We start from the raw sequence: 18666 nt of genomic DNA on the forward strand, positions 1-18666 counted from the left end.
CGCGCCGCGGCACGGTTCCGACCGATGAATGATACGACCGGCGGGGCGTCCGCCCCGCCGGTCTTCGATCTCTTCGCGTACCTTGCCGCAAAAAAGACTTGCTTCAACCCTTCCTGCCCCATTAATTAGTGTTCATCCGTTGATCGGACGGAACCAACCCTTTCGCTGTGGCGAACAACCGTCGGCCCATCATGCAAAGAGCGGCAGCCATCATGCTTTCAGAACCATCCGCACGGCGCAAACCCAATGCACTTGAACCGGGCGATACCATCGGCATCGTCGCCCCGGCGAGCCCCTTTTCGGTGCCCGATCTGGCGCGGGGGGTGGCTCTGCTGCATGCCATGGGCTTTGCCACCCGTTTGAGCGGCGATCTGTTCGCCCGTCAAGGGTGTCTGGCCGGTTCGGACGCCTTGCGGGCGGCGCAGCTGCACACCATGTTCGCCGACGATGCCGTCCATGCCATCATGTGTGCCCGCGGCGGATACGGCGGTCTGCGCCTGCTGCAAAGCCTCGACTATGCCCTGATTGCGGCCCATCCAAAGCCGTTCATCGGTTTCAGCGACACCACCGCCCTGCACCAGGCCATTCGTCTCAAAACCGGCTTGGTGACCTTTCACGGTCCCATGGTTTGCAGTTTGGAACCGTCCGACGCCGCCGCCGGCAGTGCGCTGCAGCAAATGTTGCAAGCCGTCGCCATGGGGCCGCCGCGGATTGCCGGCCTGCGCACGCTGCGGCCCGGTCGAGGGGAGGGGATATTGGTGGGAGGCAATTTGTCCACATTGTGCAGCCTTATTGGCACGCCTTTTGCTCAATCTTACCATGGGTGCGTTTTGTTTCTCGAGGACAGGGGGGAACGGCCTTACCGCATTGATCGCATGCTGGTCCAGATGAAGCTGGCCGGCTGCTTTGAGGGGTTAGCGGGATTGGTTTTGGGCTCTTTTTCAGATTGCGGTGCCGGAGAGGAGATTGACGCCATCGTGCGCCAACTGTTTGACGACCGGCCCATCCCCATCATGACCGGATTGGCCGCGGGCCATCAAAATCCCAATCGGACCCTTCCCCTAGGTGTGACGGTGGTGCTGGATGCGGGCAGCGGGACTTTGCGCTTCGAAGAGGCCGCCACGGTGCAAAAGCCGGATCGGATTTCATCCCATGTTTGATTTCGGGGCGGTGGATCGCCTGATGATGGAGGGCGTGACACGGCGCGTTTTCCCCGGGGCGGTGTTGTGGGTGGCTTGTCGCGGCGAGGTGTGCTGTCATAACGCCTATGGTCTGGCCGACCTTTTTCGAGGGCGGCCCATGACCGTGGATACGCTGTTCGATCTGGCCTCGTTGACCAAACCTCTGGTGACCGCCCTGGCCGTGATGCACCTGGTGCGCAAGGGCCTGCTCACATTGGACCGGCCGTGTGCCGACTACTGGCCCTTGATGACCGGCGACGGCCGTGAGTTGCCGACGCTGCGCCATCTGTTGAGCCACTGTTCCGGTCTGCCCGCCTGGCGCCCCTATTTTTTTCGTCTGTTGCGGCGGCCGGCCGCCGAGCGGTCCGCATTGTTGCAAAAGCGGGTGGCGCAGGAGCCGCTGCAGGCCGCGCCGGGGGAGCGGGTGCTCTACAGCGATCTGGGCTTCTGGGTGCTGCAGTGGGTGGTGGAGCGGGCGACACAACAACGGCTGGACCGGTTTTGGGACGCAACGGTGGCCCGACCGTTGAATATCGCGCCGATGCACTTCAACGACCTGGCCTGTTCGCCTCCGGCTGTACCCTATGCGGCCACGGAATTGTGCCCCTGGCGCAATCGGCTGCTGTCGGGGGAGGTGCATGACGATCATGCCCACGTTCTGGGCGGCGTGGCCGGCAACGCTGGATTGTTCGCCACGGCGGCAGCGGTCGGCAAGCTGCTGCAAGTCCTGTTGGCGGTCGATGCGGGCGCTGCGGCGGTCCCGGCTTTCGACCGGGACCTGGTGCGCACCTTTTTGCAAAGGCAGTCCGGCAGTTCCTGGGCACTGGGGTTCGATACGCCGGCGCCGCGCGATTCCAGTGCCGGCAATGGATTCGGGCCTGACAGTGTCGGCCATCTGGGTTTCACAGGCACCTCTTTTTGGATGGACCGTCGCAGGGCGTTGATCGTGGTGTTGCTGACCAATCGGGTGCACCCCACCCGGTTCAATACGGCCATCAAAGCCTTTCGACCCCGGTTGCACGACAGGATCAACGCAGTGCTCGGCCGCAGCGTCAAATGAGCTAACTTGACTAATTTTATTCGAAATTTTAGAGATTCAACTTGAAATGGAAGTCCGTTTCTGGTAGCCCAACAAAGGATAACGCGCAATCGCCAAGACAAGGAAGCCGTATTTATGAATTTTCTGGATAGCATTCTGGGATTTTTTTCCTCTGATCTGGCCATCGATCTGGGGACCGCCAACACGTTGGTGTATGTCAAAGGCAAGGGGATCGTGTTGAGCGAGCCGTCGGTGGTGGCGGTGCGCACGGACAACCGGGCCCGCAACCGGGTGCTGGCGGTGGGTGCCGAGGCCAAGAAGATGCTAGGGCGCACGCCGGGCAACATTATTGCCATCCGCCCCATGCGGGACGGGGTGATCGCCGATTTCGAGGTGACCGAGGCGATGTTGCGCCACTTTATTCAAAAGGTCCATAACCGCCGGTCCCTGGTGCGGCCGCGGGTCATCATCGCCGTGCCGTCGGGCATCACCCAAGTGGAAAAGCGGGCGGTCAAGGAGTCGGCCGAGTCGGCCGGCGCCAGGGAGGTGTTTCTGATCGAAGAGCCCATGGCGGCGGCCATCGGCGCCAACATGCCGATCACCGAACCCACCTGTAACATGGTGGTGGACATCGGCGGCGGCACCACCGAGGTGGCGGTCATCTCTCTGGCGGGTATTGTCTATTGCCGCTCCCTGCGGGTGGCCGGCGATAAGATGGACGAGGCCATCACCCAATACATCAAGCGCAAGTACAACCTGCTGATCGGCGAACGCACGGCCGAAAGCATCAAAACCACCATCGGCAACGCCTATCCCGATCCGGAGACGGTGGACACCATCGAAGTCAAGGGGCGTGATTTGGTTTCCGGCATTCCCAAAATCCTGGCCATCGATTCGGAAGAGGTGCGCATGGCCATATCGGAGCAGATCGATGCCATCGTGGAGACGGTCAAGATCGCCCTGGAACAGACGCCGCCCGAACTGGCCGCCGACATCGTCGATCGGGGCATCGTGCTGACCGGGGGCGGGGCCTTGTTGAAAAACCTGGACCGTTTGCTGCGCGAGGAGACGGGGTTGCCCATCACCATTACCGACGATCCCCTTTCCACGGTCGCGCTGGGTTCGGGGAAGGCGTTGGACAGCATTGAAATGCTCAAACAAGTAATCATCTATTGACCCGATGTTTTCCAGACAAACGGCGATGATCGCCGCCCTGATCGTGCTGATTGTTTCCAGCGTCGTCATTCTCGCCTTGAGCAGTCGCCGTCCCCATCCCGCCTATGGGCCGGGACGCCTGGCGATCATGCTGGTGGCGCCCTTTCAAAAAGTGATCGTTAACACCACCCGTTATTTCCGGGATGTGTGGGAGCACTATTTTTTTCTTGCGGCCGTGGTGGAGGACAATGATCGCTTGCGCAGTGAGCTGCGGCAGATGCAAATCCTGCAACACCGCTACGAGGAGGTTCGCCAGGCCAACGAGCGGCTGCAATCCCTGCTGGACATGACCGAAACACTCCAGCGTCCTGCCGTTGCCGCGCGTGTCGTGGGCAAGGATCCGTCACCCTGGTTTCAGACCATTCTGGTGGACAAGGGCCGGTCCGACGGGGTCGGGATCGGGCAGCCGGTGATCAACGCACAGGGAGTGGTGGGATTGGTGGTGGAAGCCACCGGGGGCTACGCCAAAGTGATGCTCATCACCGACCCCAAGAGCGCCGTGGATGCCATGGTGCAGGCAAGCCGCGCGCGGGGGGTGCTCAAGGGCGGGACGGCCGGTTACTGCGTGTTGGATTACGTGTTGCGGCAGCACACCCTTCACCTCGGCGACACGGTGGTGGCATCGGGTCTGGACGGGATTTTTCCCAAAGGCATGCCCGTCGGCCGGGTGACCGGGATCGTCAAGAACGACGCCGGCCTTTTCCAGGATGTCACTGTAACCCCCTACGTCGATTTTGATCGGCTGGAGGAAGTGTTGATCGTTCCCGTCGTCGATATGGAAGCGTCGGATCCCGCATGACCATTCTGTTCTACATACTGGTGTCCCTTTGCCTGGTGGTGATCAAGACCACCTTGATTCCCGGGCTGCCGTTGTTCGACAAGTTTTACGACCTGTTGATCCCCATCGTCATCTATCTGAGCTTCTTTCGGCCGCGTTGGGAAGGCATTCCCATCGTGGTCTTTTTCGGCCTGCTCATGGACAGTCTGTGCGGCGGCCCCATGGGGCTCTACCTGCTGATATACATTTGGTTGTACGTGGGCATGGGTTGGCTGGCGCGCTTTCTGCACACCGGCGGTCTGCCTTTGCCGGCCTTGGCCGTCGCCATCGGCGTGGCCTTCGAGACCATTGTCCTGATGGGGTACATGGGGTTTCTGGCCCCAAGGGCCAGTATTCCGGTGGATGCCGCCCGGACGGTGTTGTTGCAGATTCTGTGGGCGTTGTTCACCGGTCCGATGATCATGATGACCATCGGTTGGGCCCAGAGACAACTGGACCTGTGGCGCAATCGAATTTTTGCCGACATGTAGCATTCGAAAGCGTGGACCGATGTTTCGCAAACCTGTTCAAATGCAAGATCGACGCTGATGCCCAATTACCTGCAGACCGTCGACATCGAGTGGTTCAATCAGCGCTTGGTGAAGGTGCTGGTGATCGTTTTGTTGCTTTTTGCGGTGTTGTTGCTGCGTTTGATGCAGCTGCAGCTGATCGACGGCGAGGAAATGCGGCGCCTGTCTGCCATCAACAGCATCCGGCTGCAGGACATCCATGCCCCTCGCGGGGTGATTCTCGACCGCCACGGAAACACCATCGTGGACAATCGCCCTTCCTTCGACCTTCACGTGGTGCTCAAGGATGCCAAGCCTTTAGATCGCACCCTGGCGCACCTTGCGCCGTTGCTCGATGAGCCCGTGGCGCAACTGTGGGAGCGGCTGGAGAGCGTCCGCCCCCGGGGCCCCTACGCCCCGCTGCTGCTGAAATCGGATATCGGTCGCGACACCCTGGCCGCGGTCGAGGCCAACCGTTATGCGTTGCCCGGTGTCATGGTGCAGGTAGCGGCCCGTCGGCACTACATTCATGACCAACTGGCCGCCCACGTGGTGGGCTATATGGGGGAGATCAGTCCGGAAGAGTTGCGTCGGCCGGGCTTCGAGGATTGCAAACGGGGTGATTTCATCGGCAAGTTCGGTGTGGAACGCGCTTTCGAGAACGTCTTGCGCGGCAAGCGGGGGGGGCGGCAAGTGGAGGTGAATGCCTCGGGGCAGGTGGTCGGGGTGTTGCAAACCGTGGATGCCGTTGCCGGTCGCAATATCGTTTTGACCCTGGACCGTTCACTGCAACAAAAGGCGGAGATGTTGCTGGATGGGCGGGCGGGGGCCGTGGTGGCACTGGAACCCGACAGTGGCAGGGTGTTGGCCATGGCCAGCAGTCCGGCCTTCGATCCCAACCTGTTCGTCAGCGGCCTGACCCGCGAGCAATGGAACGAATGGGTGACCAACACCTACCGCCCCCTCGAGAACAAGGCCATTCAAGGGGAGTACCCGCCGGCTTCGGTCTACAAAATCGTCACCGCCGTCGCCGGTTTGGAAGAGGGCGTGGTGGACGATCAAACCACCTATTTCTGCCCCGGCCACTACCAGTTCGGCAACCGCGCCTACCGCTGCTGGAAGCGGTGGGGGCACGGCAACGTCGATTTGATCAAGGCGATGGCCGAGTCCTGCGATGTCTATTTCTATCGCCTGGGCGAAGCCCTGGGGGTCGACCGATTGGCCCACTATGCCCATCGTATGGGCTTGGGCAAACCAACAGGATGGCAGGTGGATCGTGAAGCGCGGGGCTTGATACCCACGGCCCAGTGGAAATTGAACCGCTTCGGCGAGCCTTGGCAACGGGGGGAAAACCTGTCCATCGCCATCGGCCAGAGCTTCAACTTGACCACCCCTTTGCAGCTGGCGGTGATGACCGCCGGCGTGGCCAACGGAGGGACGCTGTTCAAACCCTTTGTGGTCGAGCGGATGCAATCGGCCGACGGCCAGGTCACTTATCAGGGCGCGCCGGAGATTTCGGGGCGAATGGATTTGAGCCCCGAAAACATGGCGCTGTTGCGCAAGTCCTTGTGGGCGGCGGTCAACATGCCCGGCGGCACGGCATTGGGGGCACGGATCCCATCCGTTGCCTATGCCGGCAAGACCGGCACCGCCCAAGTGGTGGCGCGGCCCCGCGACGATGAGCATCTGACCGAAGAGCGGGCCGAGCGCCATCGCAATCATGCACTGTTTGTGGCCTATGCGCCGGCCGACGCGCCACGCATCGCCCTGGCGGTGGTCGTCGAACACGGCCAGTCGGGCTCCGGAGCGGCGGCGCCGGTGGCCAAAGCGTTGATCGAAACCTTTTTGGGGTTGGCCGATGATTGATCGTCGTTTGGTGGAGTATTTCGATTGGTGGTTGCTGCTGCTGACCATTGCCATCGGCGGTGTCGGCCTGGTGGTGCTCTACAGTGCCGTGAACGCAGGCGGTGGCGCCCATCCGTCCGGACTGTTTACGCGACAACTGGTCTGGTACGGTTTCGGGGCGCTGGTGATGGTGGCCGTTTTTCTTATCAACTACAAGGTATACGAGCGCTGGGGCCATTTGTTTTACATCCTGTGCATCATCCTGCTGTTGGCGGTCCTGGTGCACGGCAAGCTCGGCGGCGGCGCCCGGCGATGGCTGGTGCTCGGGCCGGTGTCGATTCAGCCCTCGGAGTTGGTCAAGATCGCCGTGATCATCATGCTGGCCAAGTATTACGCAAAGGTGGTCACCACCGAAGGGCTGCGCTTGCGCGAACTGGTGAAACCGATGCTCATCATGGCGCTGCCCTGTGTCTTGATCGTACAGCAGCCCGATTTGGGAACTGCCTTGATGATTCTGATCATCGGTTGTGGCATCACCCTGTACGCCAAAATCGAGCGGACCACATTCATAGGCCTCTTGGGCAGCGGCGCCTTGTTGGTGCCGGTGGTGTGGTTTTTTCTCAAAGGGTATCAAAAACAGCGCATTCTCACCTTTCTCAACCCCGAACGGGACCCTTTGGGGGCCGGCTACCACATCATCCAGTCCAAGATCGCAATCGGTTCCGGCATGGTCAGCGGCAAGGGATTCCTGCTGGGCACCCAGAACACCCTTGATTTCCTGCCGGAGCAACACACCGATTTCATCTTCTCCGTGTTGGCCGAAGAGTGGGGGTTTGTGGGCGCCGCTGCGGCATTGCTGCTGTTTCTGCTGTTGATCACATGGGGATTGCAGGTGGCCCAGCGCAGCCGGGATCCTTATGGCACCATTCTGGCCGTGGGGGTGACCGTCATGCTGGCGACCCAGGTGGTGATTAACATCGGGATGGTCATGGGATTGCTGCCTGTGGTGGGCGTGACCCTGCCGCTGATCAGTTACGGCGGCTCTTCCGTGTTGACCACCATGGCCGGTATCGGCTTGTTGCTCAACGTGAGCATGCGGCGGTTTATGTTCGAAAAATGAGGTGGGCCGGGTGAAAGGCCGATTTGTTGCAGAATCGAAGACAGGGAGGAGACCATGTTGAAAAAGGGCAAGCAAGGGGCCGGGCCGGAAGCCACGGCCACCATTACGACCTTGTTGGGGCGGGACACTTTCATCGAGGGCACCTTGAGCTTCAAGGAGACCATCCGTGTGGACGGCCGCATCAAAGGCAGCGTGCGCAGCGAGCAGGGCACCTTGATCATCGGCGAACACGCCGATCTGGAAGCCGACATTCAGGTGGGTACGGCCATCGTCCGGGGCAAGGTCAACGGCCGTCTGGACGCCGTCCAGCGGATCGAAATTCATGCACCCGCCAAAGTCACCGGTGATTTGCGATCCCCATCGGTGGCCATCGATTCGGGGGTCGTGTACAACGGTCACTGCACCATGGAACGCCCTGACAGTGCGACTGCAAAGACCGGACCATCGGCAAGCGGCAGTCCCGGCGACGTTCCAACCGAGCAAAAAGTTTCAAAAAAGCTTTGACAATTCTGAAGGTCCGATGCTATACAGCCCCCTTGTTCGCCCCTATCTCGGGTTTTGCTATTTTGTAGTCATTTCAACTTAGTAAGCTAACAGTAAAACGTTCTTGGAGGCCCTCTATGATTGACCTCGATTGGACTGTGTTGATCCAGATAGTCAATTTTATTGTCTTGATCTACATCCTTGACATTGTGTTGTACAAACCGATCCGAGGCATGCTGAACCAGCGGAAGGCCAAGGTGGACGGCCTGGAGGGCAGCGTGACTTCGGCCAACCAGCAGATCGAGGAAAAGAACCGGGCCTTTGAGGCGGGCATCAAATCTGCACGCCTCAAAGGGCAGGAAGAAAAAGAAGCCCGCATGCAAAAGGCCATCGAGGAGGAGCAGGCCATCGTGGCGGAAATCAATGCCAAGGCCCACAAGGATTTGGCGGCGGTCAAGGCCAAGATCGCCCAGGACACGGACGCAGTGAGGGTCTCCCTGGAAAAGGAAGTGGATGCCTTCGCCGAAGCGATTGCAAGCAAAATTCTGGGGAGGGCGGCCTGATGAAGATCGCAGCAGTAGGTATCAAGACAAAAAAACTCAAGTGGATAGGCGCCATGACCGCTGTCGTGGCTTTTTTTGTGCTCTTCGGCGCCGGCGCCGTGTGGGCGGCCGGTGCGCACTGGCAGGCGACGGACTCCTACAGAGTGCTTAACTTTGTTGTTTTGAGTTTGATTATTTACTTTTTGCTGCGCAAGCCCGCGGGGCAGTTTTTCCGCAATCGCATCAAAGGGATCGCCCAGGAGCTTGAAGACTTGGAAAGCCGCAAGACGGCCGTCGAAAAGCAGTTGGCCGATTACAACCATCGCCTGGCCCAGCTGGAAAAGGAGGCCGAACGGATTGTCGCCGAATATGTCCAGCAAGGCGAGGATGCCAAGTCGCGCATTCTCAAGGCGGCCGAAGCGGCGGCGGACAAATTGAAGGAGCAGGCGCGCAAGAATATTGAGTATGAATTCAATCAAGCCAGATCCGAACTTCAGGAGCAAGTGGTCGAAAAAGCCTTGGCCCGGGCGGAGCAGATCATCAAACAAAAGATGACCGGTACGGACCAGGATCGTTTGGTGGACGAATACTTAGAGAAGGTGGTGGCCTAGTGAGAAATCTGGCAATAGCACGGCGTTATGCCAAGGCACTTTTGTTGATCGGTAAAGAGGATGGTCAGGCCGAAAGCTACCGCGAGGAGCTGGATGGTTTGGCCCGCTTGATGGTCCGTGAAAAGCAGCTGGCAGACACCATCGCCAACCCGCTTTACAACGTCGATGAACGTCAGCGGGTACTCGAGAAGGTGATCGAGAAGATGAACCTGTCGAAGGTGATGGCCACTTTCCTGCTCGTGCTCTTCGAAAAAGGACGCATCGGCTTCCTGGGCAATATCAATGAGTTCTACCAGAAGCTGGCCGACGAGATCAAAGGCGTTGCCCGGGCCAGCCTTGTTGCAGCCAGTGAATTGACCGCTGAAACCGTTGAAAAGATCCGCCAGGCCCTCTCCAAGAAGACCGGCAAGGAGGTGGTGCTTACGGTGGAACAAGATCCGACACTCATCGGGGGCATTGTGACCCGTATCGGGGATCTCGTCTTGGATGGAAGCGTGAAAACACAATTACTCAATATGAGAGAATCTTTAAAAAGGGGTGAGCGTGCATAATGGAACTTAGAGCCGAAGAAATCAGTCAGATTATCAAAGAGCAGATTACCAGTTACGACAAAAAGGTCGAGTTGAGCGAAACCGGAGTGGTCTTGTCCGTCGGCGACGGCATCGCCCGTGTCTACGGCCTGGAAAAAGTAATGGCTCTGGAGCTGGTCGAATTTACCGGTGGTATTTTAGGCCTGGTGCTCAATCTGGAAGAGGACAATGTGGGCGTTGCCATTATGGGCGAGGACATCCACATCAAAGAGGGCGACATCGTCAAGCGGACCGGTAAGATTGCCCAGGTGCCCGTCGGCGAGCCGGTCCTTGGCCGCGTTGTGGACGCCATGGGCATGCCCATCGACGGCAAGGGCCCCATCGAGGGCGCCGAGACCCGCCGCGTGGAAATGGTCGCACCCGGCGTCATCGCCCGCAAAAGTGTGCACGAACCCTGCTACACCGGTCTCAAGGCCGTTGACGCCATGACCCCCGTCGGGCGCGGACAGCGTGAGTTGATCATCGGCGACCGCCAGATCGGGAAAACCGCCTGCGCCATTGACGCCATCCTGGCACAAAAAGATTCCGACATCTACTGTATCTATGTGGCCTGCGGCCAAAAGAAATCCACCGTGGCCCAAGTGCATGCCGTTCTGGAAAAGCACGGCGCCATGGAATACACCACCATCGTTTCCGCTTGCGCCAGCGACCCCGCCACCCTGCAGTACATCGCCCCCTATGCCGGATGCGCCATGGGCGAATACTTTCGGGACAAGGGCCAACACGCGCTTATCATTTACGACGACTTGTCCAAGCAGGCCGCCGCCTATCGCCAGGTCTCCCTGTTGCTGCGCCGTCCTCCCGGACGTGAGGCCTATCCCGGCGACATTTTTTACAACCACTCCCGTCTGCTCGAACGATCGGCCAAACTCAACGACGAGCTCGGCGCCGGCTCCCTGACCGCCTTGCCGATCATTGAAACCCAGGCCGGCGACGTTTCGGCCTACATTCCGACCAATGTGATCTCCATTACCGACGGCCAGATTTACCTGGAGCCGGGCCTTTTCTTCGCCGGTGTGCGTCCGGCCATCAACGTCGGCCTTTCAGTGTCCCGCGTCGGCGGCGCCGCCCAGGTCAAGGCAATGAAACAGGTGGCCGGCACCCTGCGCCTGGACATGGCCCAATACCGTGAACTGGAAGCCTTCGCCGCTTTCGGTTCCGACTTGGACGCCTCCACCCAACGGCAGTTGACCCGTGGCCAACGTCTGGTGGAAGTGCTCAAGCAGCCTCAGTACCAGCCCCTGCCCATGGAGAAACAGGTCACCATTCTGTTCGCAGGCGCCCGTGGCTACTTGGACAAATATCCCATTGAGGTCATCGCCAAATACGAGGCCGGGCTCTACCCCTTCATCGAGGAACGTTTCCCCAAGATGTTCAGCCAGCTGAAAGAGAAGCAAGCCATCGACGATGAATTGGAAACCCTCATGAACGATGCCTTGAAGGCCTATGACGAGGAATTCAAGGATACCATCAAATAAGACGGGTGACCTGTTTCAGGGCAAACGAAGACTCAAAACGATAAGGGCTGAGCTTTATGGCGACTCTAAAAGAAGTTAAACTCAAAATTGCCGCGGTCAAAAAGACCAAGCAGATCACCAAGGCGATGAACATGGTGGCTGCCTCCCGGTTGCGCAGTGCCCAGCAGCGCATGGAGGGCTTCCGGCCCTATGCCGCGAAGTTCGAAGAGGTGTTGGGCAGCCTCGCCCAAAGTTCCGCGGACGATAGCAATCCGTTGCTGGTACCCCGTGAGTCCATCAAAACGGCCAACGTGTTGTTGTGCACCTCGGATCGCGGCCTTTGCGGTGGTTTCAACGCCAATCTGATCGAAAAGGCCGAGGAGCTGGCCAACACCCTGGCCGACAAGGGCGTCGCGGTCTCTTTCACCGCCTTTGGTAAAAAGGGACGGGATTGGCTGCGGCGGGAGAAACGCACCATGGTGGAGCAGCACATCGGTGTGATGGGTGGCACCATCGGGTTCAACATTGCCGCCACCACGGGTCGCGATATGGTCTCCAGCTTTCTTCAGGGCACCTACGACGAGGTGCTGATGGTCTATGCCGAGTTTGTCGGCATGTCCAAACAGCTGCCGGTCGTTAAACAGTTGCTGCCCATTCCGCCCCTGGAAATCGCTGATGAGCAGCAGGTGTCGGATGAGGAGGCGACCTATCTGCCGGAACACATCTGCGAACCTTCACCGGAGGAGCTGTTGGGTGAAATTCTGCCCAAGAGTGTGGATATTCAGATCTACAGAGCGCTGCTCGAAACGTCGGCCAGTGAGCATGCCGCCCGGATGCTGGCCATGGACAACGCCACCAAGGCATGCAACGACATGATTGAAAGTTTGACCCTGGCCTACAACAAGGCCCGCCAGTCATCCATTACCGCCGAACTGATGGATATCGTGGGCGGCGCCGAAGCCCTCAAAGGTTAAGACGCATAACGAACTGAGTTTCATAGGAGGAATATAGATGGCAGAGAATACCGGAAAAATCACGCAGGTGTTGGGGCCTGTCGTGGACGTCGAATTCGAGCAGGGCAAGTTGCCGACCATTTACACGGCGCTGACCATTACCAACCCGACGATTAACGATGAACCGGACAACCTGGTGGTCGAGGTGGCCCAGCACTTGGGCGACAACGTGGTTCGCACCATCGCCATGGACATCACCGACGGCCTCGTGCGCGGCATGCCGGTCAAGGACACCGGCAACCCCATCATGGTACCCGTCGGCGAAGCCAGCCTGGGTCGCGTTATCAACGTTGTGGGTCGGCCCGTGGATGGTCTGGGTCCCATCAGCCAGGAAAAGATGATGCCCATTCACCGCGAGGCGCCCAAGTTCACCGAACAGGACGTGGAAGTCAACGTGCTGGAAACCGGTGTCAAGGTGATCGACCTTCTGGTGCCCTTTCCCCGTGGCGGTAAAATGGGGATGTTCGGCGGTGCCGGCGTGGGCAAGACCGTTATCATGATGGAGATGGTGCATAACATCGCCATGCAGCATGGTGGTATCTCGGTGTTTGCCGGCGTGGGTGAGCGCACCCGTGAAGGCAACGACCTGTACCACGAAATGAAGGATTCGGGCGTTTTGCCGAAAGCCGCCCTGGTGTACGGTCAGATGACCGAGCCGCCCGGTGCCCGCGCCCGCGTGGCCTTGTCCGCCCTGACCTGTGCCGAATATTTCCGTGACGTGGAAGGCCAGGACGTGCTGATCTTCATCGACAACATCTTCCGCTTCACCCAGGCCGGTTCGGAAGTGTCGGCCATTTTGGGGCGCATGCCCTCCGCGGTGGGTTATCAACCCACTCTGGCCGTCGACCTCGGCGAGCTGCAAGAGCGCATCACCTCCACGGACAAGGGGTCCATTACCGCCGTGCAGTGCGTTTACGTGCCTGCCGACGACTTGACCGACCCGGCGCCGGCCACCACCTTCGCCCACTTGGACGGTACCGTGGTGCTCTCGCGTCAGATCGCCGAGCTCGGGATCTACCCGGCGGTGGATCCGCTGGACTCCACCTCACGCATTCTGGATGCCAACTTCATCGGTGAAGAACATTATCATACCGCGCGTCAGGTGCAGCAGATTCTGCAGAAATACAAAGAGCTTCAAGACATCATCGCCATTCTGGGCATCGATGAGCTTTCCGAAGAGGACAAGCTGACGGTCTCCCGGGCACGCAAGATCCAGCGGTTCCTTTCCCAGCCGTTCCACGTGGCGGAAGTTTTCACCGGCTTCCCGGGTAAATATGTGAAGATCGAAGACACCATCCGGGGCTTCAAGGAGATCGTCGAAGGTGTCCATGATGATGTTCCCGAACAGTGCTTCTACATGAAGGGCGGTATTGAGGAAGTGCTGGAGGATGCCAAGAAACGGCAGGCCGAGGCCGCCTAAACGGTTGAGGGGAAAGCATGGCTGAAAAGACATTGAAATTGGAGATCGTGACCCCCGAAAAATCGGTGGTCAGCGAGACGGCACGCATCGTCATGGCCCCTGCCGCCCTCGGGGAGTTCGGCGTGTTGCCCGGCCACACCCCGTTCATGACCAACCTCAAACTCGGGACGGTGCGCTACGTCGACGATGGGGGCAAGGAGCGCCTGGTGTTTGTCAGCGGCGGTTTTGCTGAAGCGTTGCCCAACAAGGTTACCATATTGGCCGAATCTGCCGAACGGCGTCGTGAGATAGACGTTGATCGCGCAAAAGCGGCCTTGGAGCGTGCCGAGAAACGGCTGGCCAGCGAAGATCGAGAGGGCATCGATTTTGTGCGTGCCCGCGCAGCGTTGGCGCGCGCGATCATGCGTATCAGAATGGCGGAGTCGCCACGCGTTTGATATAACGGATCCACTCATGAACAAAGAGGGCGACCGGTGTCGGTTGCCCTTTTTTGTGGGGCTGCTGCGACTGCGGACAGGACGAAAGGCCGCTGCAACGCCGGTGGATGACCGCGTGCAAGTGGATTTGGGAGCAAGGTGAAAATTATGACAGACACGGTGGGCATTGTCATTCTGGCGGCCGGTCTTGGAACCCGCATGGAATCGGATTTGGCCAAGGTGCTGCACCCTATTTGCGGTGTGCCGATGATTCGATACGTTGTCGACACCGCAGCCACGGTCGCCGGCAATAATGTCGTCGTCGTGGTGGGACACCAAGCCGAACGGGTCAAACAGGTGGTGGCCGAAACGGTCTCGGCTCATTTTGCACTACAGGAGCGCCAGCTGGGGACGGGTCACGCGGTGATGTGTGCCTTGCCGTCGATTCCCGACGATGTTGCGCAGGTGGTGGTGCTTTGTGGCGACGTGCCCCTGATCAGGCCGGGCACCATAGAACAATTGGTGGCCGATCACTGCCGCCAACGACGGGATGTCACCTTGTTGGCGGTGCGACTATCAAATCCAAAAGGGTACGGCCGACTGATCTTCGATGCCGGTGGCGGATTGACCGCCATCGTGGAGGAGGCCGACGCCGATGAGGTGCAAAAAGCGATCAACATCGTCAATGCCGGTATTTATGTAATACGGCGCGATTTTCTTGAAAGCGTCTTGCCCCGGTTGGGCCGCGACAACAAGCAAAACGAAATTTATCTGACGGACATCGTCGGATTGGGGTATCGTGACCAACGCCCCATTGGTGCCGTGATCGTGTCCGACAGTAGCGAAATCCTGGGTGTCAACAGTCGTGATGACTTGCAAATAGTAGAAAAAATTATGAATATGAGGGGTTCGGGGAAAGATCTTGACTTCAGTTGAGCCCCACGCATATAGTGTTTCTAAACAGACGAGGTGTAAGTTTGGATCAAGATACCGTTATAACGCAATTTGAGATATTAGAGCGTAAAATCGAACAGTTGATCGAGGCGTGCAAAGTTCGTGATGCGGAAATCGCCCAATTGCGTCAGGGCAATGAGCAAATGACCCGTCAATTGCAAGAACAAGCGGCGGTGCAAGAAAAGGATGAAGCGCTAAAGACACTGATTCGGTCAAAGGTCGATGGTTTGATGAACAGATTGTCCGAATTTGCGGATGAAAAGGATTAATTGAATGGGGCGGAGAAGGGAATTTCGACTTCGTTGGATCAAGTGCTGACCATAGAGATACTGGGGCAGACCTTCACATTCAAAACCGACGTGAATCGCGCGGAAGCCCAATCGGTGGCCGATTATGTGTTAGAATCGGTCGACCAGGCCCGAGCGCAATGTGCAGGCAATACCCTGAACCCGGACAAACGTGCGATATTGGTGCTTACCGCTTTGAACATCGCCAATGAATTTTTCGATCTGAAGAAACGACATCAGCGATTGCTCGAGGACATTGGACAGCGGTCCGGAAATCTATTGCACACACTTGAATCGCAACTCGGGTTATCCTGAGCTTACCACGGTAGTCGGCCTTAGCGCCGGCGGATGTGGACGATCTTGCCTCGATGGTGCAAGACAGACGAAACCAGCCCTTTCCGTGGCCATGACAGATGAACGTGCGTGAGTGCGTCGAATTGGGTGATCACCCCTGCTGTGTGCGTGATTGGAAGATGTGCTTTGACCCAACGCTTATTCAAAGGGAGCCCTTCTTGGCTTCGGTGTGCAAGTTCTGCATGTACAGAAAAGCCTGAAGAAGTCACAGGGCGCCCACTTGCCTTTATGGTTCAAAGGCCTGCCAACACGGCATCTTGGTGGGGGTGATCCTCCATTTGCGCGTGACCCGAACGCAGCCGGTGCTCGTGCTCCAATGGGCATGAACACCCTGGTCTTTCCTTCACTGTCCCCATCCATTATCCCCTTCGATCATTGATCGTTCATTATCCAACCGATCCAATCACGGACGGGCATCCCCTTTGTGTTGAAGAACAAGGGGGGCAATTGCCCGGCCATTTTGAAATATGACAACAACCCTCACGGAGGCACGATGAACGGATATGTGTTCGCCCTGGTGATCGTGGGACTCGGTGTCGGCTTTGGTGCGGCGTTTCTGCTCAATTGGCTGATGGAACGACGTAAGACCGAAGCGGCACGGACGGAAGCGGAAAGAATCCTTGAGGAGAGCCGGAACAGAGCCGATGCCCTGCTCAAGGAGGCCAGTCTGGAAGCCAAAGACCGGCTTCTGGTGATGAAGAACGAGTTTGACGCCGAAACGAAAGAGACGCGCGCCGAGCTCAAGAAACTCGAACGTCGATTGATGCAGAAGGAGGAAAACATCGATCGCAAGCAGGAGACTTGCGATCAAAAGGAAAAAGAGCTGCAACAGATCGAAAAAGAGATCGAAAGCCGTCATGAGACCATCGCCCAAAAAGAACAGCAATGCGATTCAATGATCGAGGAGCAGCGCTTGCAACTCGAAAGAATTTCCGCCCTGACCGCTGAGCAGGCCAAGGAGCTGCTGTTGCGGGCGATGGAGAACGAAGCTCGCTACGAAGGGGCGAAACTGATCAAAAGGATCGAGAGCGAGGCCAAGGAGGAAGCGGACAAGAAAGCCAAAAAAATTCTGGCCACCGCCATCCAACGGTATGCCGCCGATTATGTGGCCGAGCGCACCGTGACCGTGGTTCAGCTGCCCAGCGACGAAATGAAAGGGCGCATCATCGGTCGTGAAGGCCGCAACATCCGGGCTTTGGAGGCGGCCACCGGGATCGACCTGATTATCGACGATACCCCCGAGGCCGTCATTCTCTCCGGGTTCAACCCCGTGCGGCGGGAGGTGGCGCGTCAATCCTTGATGAAATTGATTGCCGACGGCCGTATCCACCCGGCCCGTATTGAAGATGTGGTCAAGAAGGTCACCGTCGAAATCGATGCATCCATCAAAGAGGCCGGTGAGCAGGCGGCCTTCGATCTGGGAGTTCACGGCATTCACCCCGAATTGATTAAATATTTGGGCCAGCTCAAGTATCGGACAAGCTACTCTCAGAATGTGCTGCAGCACTCCATCGAGGTGGGGTTTTTGTGCGGTATCATGGCAGCGGAACTCGGGTTGAAGGAGAAACTGGCCCGGCGCATGGGACTGCTGCACGACATCGGCAAGGGGATTGATCACGAGGTAGAGGGGCCCCACGCACTGATCGGTTCGCGTTTGGCGAAAAAATTTGGTGAAACGCCACAGATCGTTAATGCCATTGCCGCTCACCATGAAGATGTGCCGCCGGCGACCGTCTACGACATCCTGGTCCAGGCGGCTGATGGGTTATCCGGTGCGCGCCCCGGGGCACGCAAGGAGCTGCTTGAAAACTATGTCAAGCGGCTGGAGGAGCTGGAGGGGATCGCCACAGGCTTTCGCGGTGTGGATTGCGCATACGCCATCCAGGCCGGCCGGGAGCTGCGGGTCATTGTGGAAAGCGGTAAAATCAACGATGAGGACGCTATTCTGATGAGCCGCGATATCGTTAAAAAGATCGAGGAAGTGCTGACCTTTCCGGGCCAGATCAAGGTGACGGTGATACGGGAAACAAGGGCCGTCGAATATGCCAACAAATAGATGACCACGGCCGATGGCGGTGGTGGCACCCGGTGCCTCCATAGCCATCGGCCGGGACGGATCTTTGCAGTAACGGAGCGACAGAGAATGGCGAATGTTATCGAGGTAATGCGCGACAGGGGGTTCATCGAACAGACCACCCACGACCAGGAGCTGCGCGAATATGCCGGATCGGGGTCCATCAGCTGCTACATCGGCTTTGATCCCACCGCTGCGAGCCTCCATGTGGGCCACCTGGTGCCGATCATGGCCTTGGCGCACATGCAACGGTGCGGCCACCGGCCCATTGCCCTGGTCGGTGGCGGTACCGGTCTGGTAGGGGATCCCAGCGGCAAGACGGAAATGCGCAAAATGCTCACCGTGGCGCAAGTGAATGCCAATGTGGCGGATATCAAACGGCAGTTGGCGCACTTTTTGGACTTCTCCGACGGCAAGGCCATGTTGCTCAATAACGCCGAGTGGCTTGGGCAAATCGCCCTGATTCCCTTTCTGCGCGATTTCGGGCGCCACTTTTCCGTCAATCGTATGATCAAGGCGGAAAGTTGCCGGGCGCGGCTGGAATCGGAGGAGGGGCTAAGTTTCATCGAGTTCAATTACATGGTGCTGCAAGCCTATGACTTTTATACCCTTTGCGAACAGCACGGGTGTCGGCTGCAGATGGGCGGCAGCGACCAGTGGGGCAACATTGTCGCCGGAATCGATCTGATTCGCCGGACCCTCGGGCAGCAAGCCTTTGGCGTTACTTTCAAGCTGATCA

At 58.4% G+C, this 18666-nt stretch carries 20 protein-coding genes and 1 other RNA gene (1 of these 21 running past the window's edge); all 21 read left to right on the forward strand.

Annotated features, from left to right (window positions below; genetic code table 11):
* Positions 1–212: 212 nt before the first annotated feature.
* Positions 213–1160, forward strand: coding sequence for a S66 peptidase family protein (locus tag MRX98_RS17495; protein WP_246913090.1), 948 nt, complete (start codon positions 213–215; stop codon positions 1158–1160).
* On the forward strand, positions 1153–2241 hold the full coding sequence (locus tag MRX98_RS17500) for a serine hydrolase domain-containing protein (protein ID WP_246913091.1): 1089 nt from the start codon (positions 1153–1155) through the stop codon (positions 2239–2241). Before MRX98_RS17495 ends, MRX98_RS17500 begins: the two co-directional genes overlap by 8 nt.
* 114 nt (positions 2242–2355) lie before the next feature.
* Positions 2356–3396: a rod shape-determining protein gene (locus MRX98_RS17505; protein WP_246913093.1), complete on the forward strand. Its 1041-nt coding sequence runs from the start codon at positions 2356–2358 to the stop codon at positions 3394–3396.
* Between the two features lie 4 nt (positions 3397–3400).
* Complete coding sequence (mreC, locus tag MRX98_RS17510) at positions 3401–4234, forward strand: rod shape-determining protein MreC (RefSeq protein ID WP_246913095.1); 834 nt, start codon at positions 3401–3403, stop codon at positions 4232–4234.
* On the forward strand, positions 4231–4743 hold the full coding sequence (locus MRX98_RS17515) for a hypothetical protein (RefSeq protein WP_246913097.1): 513 nt from the start codon (positions 4231–4233) through the stop codon (positions 4741–4743). The genes mreC and MRX98_RS17515 overlap by 4 nt, the downstream gene beginning before the upstream one ends.
* Positions 4744–4800: 57 nt before the next feature.
* Positions 4801–6627, forward strand: coding sequence for a penicillin-binding protein 2 (gene mrdA, locus MRX98_RS17520; protein ID WP_246913098.1), 1827 nt, complete (start codon positions 4801–4803; stop codon positions 6625–6627).
* The gene (gene rodA, locus MRX98_RS17525; protein WP_246913099.1) at positions 6620–7726 is read left to right on the forward strand and encodes a rod shape-determining protein RodA; all 1107 of its coding nucleotides are present in this window, start codon (positions 6620–6622) and stop codon (positions 7724–7726) included. Before mrdA ends, rodA begins: the two co-directional genes overlap by 8 nt.
* A 54-nt stretch (positions 7727–7780) precedes the next feature.
* Positions 7781–8230 (forward strand): bactofilin family protein, encoded by a 450-nt coding sequence (locus MRX98_RS17530; RefSeq protein ID WP_246913101.1) that lies wholly within the window; start codon positions 7781–7783, stop codon positions 8228–8230.
* A gap of 116 nt (positions 8231–8346) precedes the next feature.
* Positions 8347–8772 carry a F0F1 ATP synthase subunit B gene (locus MRX98_RS17535; RefSeq protein ID WP_246913102.1) on the forward strand — a complete coding sequence of 142 codons (426 nt, stop codon included), beginning with the start codon at positions 8347–8349 and terminating at the stop codon, positions 8770–8772.
* Positions 8772–9362, forward strand: a complete 591-nt coding sequence (gene atpF / locus MRX98_RS17540) for a F0F1 ATP synthase subunit B (RefSeq protein WP_246913104.1) — start codon at positions 8772–8774, stop codon at positions 9360–9362. The genes MRX98_RS17535 and atpF overlap by 1 nt, the downstream gene beginning before the upstream one ends.
* On the forward strand, positions 9362–9913 hold the full coding sequence (atpH, locus tag MRX98_RS17545) for an ATP synthase F1 subunit delta (protein WP_246913106.1): 552 nt from the start codon (positions 9362–9364) through the stop codon (positions 9911–9913). The genes atpF and atpH overlap by 1 nt, the downstream gene beginning before the upstream one ends.
* On the forward strand, positions 9913–11430 hold the full coding sequence (gene atpA, locus MRX98_RS17550; RefSeq protein ID WP_246913107.1) for a F0F1 ATP synthase subunit alpha: 1518 nt from the start codon (positions 9913–9915) through the stop codon (positions 11428–11430). Before atpH ends, atpA begins: the two co-directional genes overlap by 1 nt.
* A 56-nt stretch (positions 11431–11486) precedes the next feature.
* The gene (atpG, locus tag MRX98_RS17555) at positions 11487–12383 is read left to right on the forward strand and encodes an ATP synthase F1 subunit gamma (protein WP_246913109.1); all 897 of its coding nucleotides are present in this window, start codon (positions 11487–11489) and stop codon (positions 12381–12383) included.
* Between the two features lie 37 nt (positions 12384–12420).
* Positions 12421–13842, forward strand: a complete 1422-nt coding sequence (atpD, locus tag MRX98_RS17560) for a F0F1 ATP synthase subunit beta (protein ID WP_246913111.1) — start codon at positions 12421–12423, stop codon at positions 13840–13842.
* Positions 13843–13859: 17 nt separating this feature from the next.
* Complete coding sequence (locus tag MRX98_RS17565; protein WP_246913113.1) at positions 13860–14279, forward strand: F0F1 ATP synthase subunit epsilon; 420 nt, start codon at positions 13860–13862, stop codon at positions 14277–14279.
* A gap of 147 nt (positions 14280–14426) precedes the next feature.
* Positions 14427–15194: a sugar phosphate nucleotidyltransferase gene (locus tag MRX98_RS17570; RefSeq protein ID WP_281432421.1), complete on the forward strand. Its 768-nt coding sequence runs from the start codon at positions 14427–14429 to the stop codon at positions 15192–15194.
* 41 nt (positions 15195–15235) lie between these two features.
* Entirely contained in the window at positions 15236–15481 is a 246-nt protein-coding gene (locus MRX98_RS17575; protein ID WP_246913114.1) for a hypothetical protein, read from the forward strand.
* 42 nt (positions 15482–15523) lie between these two features.
* On the forward strand, positions 15524–15814 hold the full coding sequence (locus MRX98_RS17580; protein ID WP_246913161.1) for a cell division protein ZapA: 291 nt from the start codon (positions 15524–15526) through the stop codon (positions 15812–15814).
* A gap of 130 nt (positions 15815–15944) precedes the next feature.
* A non-coding RNA gene (gene ssrS, locus MRX98_RS17585) (6S RNA) lies at positions 15945–16124 on the forward strand.
* 222 nt (positions 16125–16346) lie between these two features.
* Entirely contained in the window at positions 16347–17909 is a 1563-nt protein-coding gene (rny, locus tag MRX98_RS17590) for a ribonuclease Y (protein WP_246913121.1), read from the forward strand.
* 87 nt (positions 17910–17996) lie between these two features.
* A protein-coding gene (gene tyrS, locus MRX98_RS17595; protein WP_246913123.1) for a tyrosine--tRNA ligase crosses the window boundary here: on the forward strand, positions 17997–18666 show its 5' portion. Its footprint extends 638 nt past the window's final position; 670 of the gene's 1308 nt are visible here — the first part of the coding sequence; its start codon is at positions 17997–17999; its stop codon lies beyond the right edge, outside the window.

The organism is Desulfatitalea alkaliphila, assembly GCF_022968795.1.
Classification (GTDB): domain Bacteria; phylum Desulfobacterota; class Desulfobacteria; order Desulfobacterales; family Desulfosarcinaceae; genus Desulfatitalea; species Desulfatitalea alkaliphila.